The 1,125-nt window shown below is 43.1% G+C and carries 2 protein-coding genes; both read right to left on the bottom strand.

Going from position 1 to position 1,125, the window contains the following annotated elements:
- On the bottom strand, positions 1-258 hold a 258-nt coding region (locus tag R7P35_RS25705; protein ID WP_411978899.1), incomplete at its 3' end, for a 2OG-Fe(II) oxygenase.
- 160 nt (positions 259-418) lie between these two features.
- A partial coding sequence (locus tag R7P35_RS25700) for a TerC family protein (RefSeq protein WP_318093264.1) occupies positions 419-1,125 on the bottom strand: 707 nt, incomplete at its 5' end.

Raw genomic sequence — 1,125 nt, 5'->3', positions numbered from 1 at the left:
ATGGCGGTTCCCCTCTTGTCGAATCTCCTCCATTTTGCTCAAATAATTCGCGATTGGCTGGCCCATAGCTGGTTTTAACCATTGAATTTTGTCACTGCGAATTGATTCAATTCGGGTCACATCATCATTTCGACCAATGCGTGCTTTCTTCCAATTATCCGGTATGCAATTACGTAATTGGGTTACTTCGTCTTCAGAAAGAAAGTCATCCCAAATGTAGTAACCATCCGTTGCTAACGCATCGATCAGCTTGTTCATTTATTTTATTCACTCGTGTGGATTGGGCGGTTTATATAAAAAATTCAATCCAATGCAACAAATGCAACTTTTTGTCGAAACGACAAATTCTGAATCATCAAATAAAATTGAAAGAAAAGCACACAAAAAAGCCGCTCTCTTGAGCGGCTAAATTAGCAAGTTATTGGGCACCATAAACCACGGTTGGTTGATGCATCGGCCTGATTCGCTGGATAGTTCGGCGCTGTTTGTTCTTTAGTTGGATGTGACACAGTTCCAGCACCAAACCAAACGCCATCGCAAAGTACACATACCCTTTATTGATATGGATTGCGAAGCCTTCGGCCATCAGCAAGCCACCCAGCAATACTAGGAACAGTAGCGCTAAGGTTTTGAAACCAGGGTAACGGGTAACTAGGTTATTGATCTTTTCAGCAGTCATAACCATGACCAATGCAGAAGCAATAATTGCAGCAACCATAAGTGGCACTTCACTTGTTAAACCGACTGCTGTGATGACAGAGTCCATCGAGAATACCGCATCAACCGCAACGATTTGTAACAAAACCACCGCCAATCCTGTGCGCACATGGGTAGAGTGATCGGTTTCGTTGTGAGTTAACCAGCTCCAAAGCTCTTTTAAGCTTTTCGCTAACAAAAACGCACCACCCAAGATCATTATCATATCTCGACCTGTCACCGCATGGTCTGCAACGCTAAATAGTGGTTGTGTAAGTTGCACGATCCATGTGATAGAAAACACCAATCCAATACGCGCTAACACCGCAAGACCAATACCTAGGTTTCGTGCAAGCTTTCTCTGGTGGGATGGCAATCTTTCACATAACACGGAAATAAAAACGACGTTATCTACGCCTAAAACAACTT

It is taken from the genome of Vibrio sp. Vb0304, assembly GCF_033338995.1.
GTDB lineage: Bacteria > Pseudomonadota > Gammaproteobacteria > Enterobacterales > Vibrionaceae > Vibrio > Vibrio alginolyticus.
This window is presented reverse-complemented; position numbering and strand designations above follow the sequence as displayed.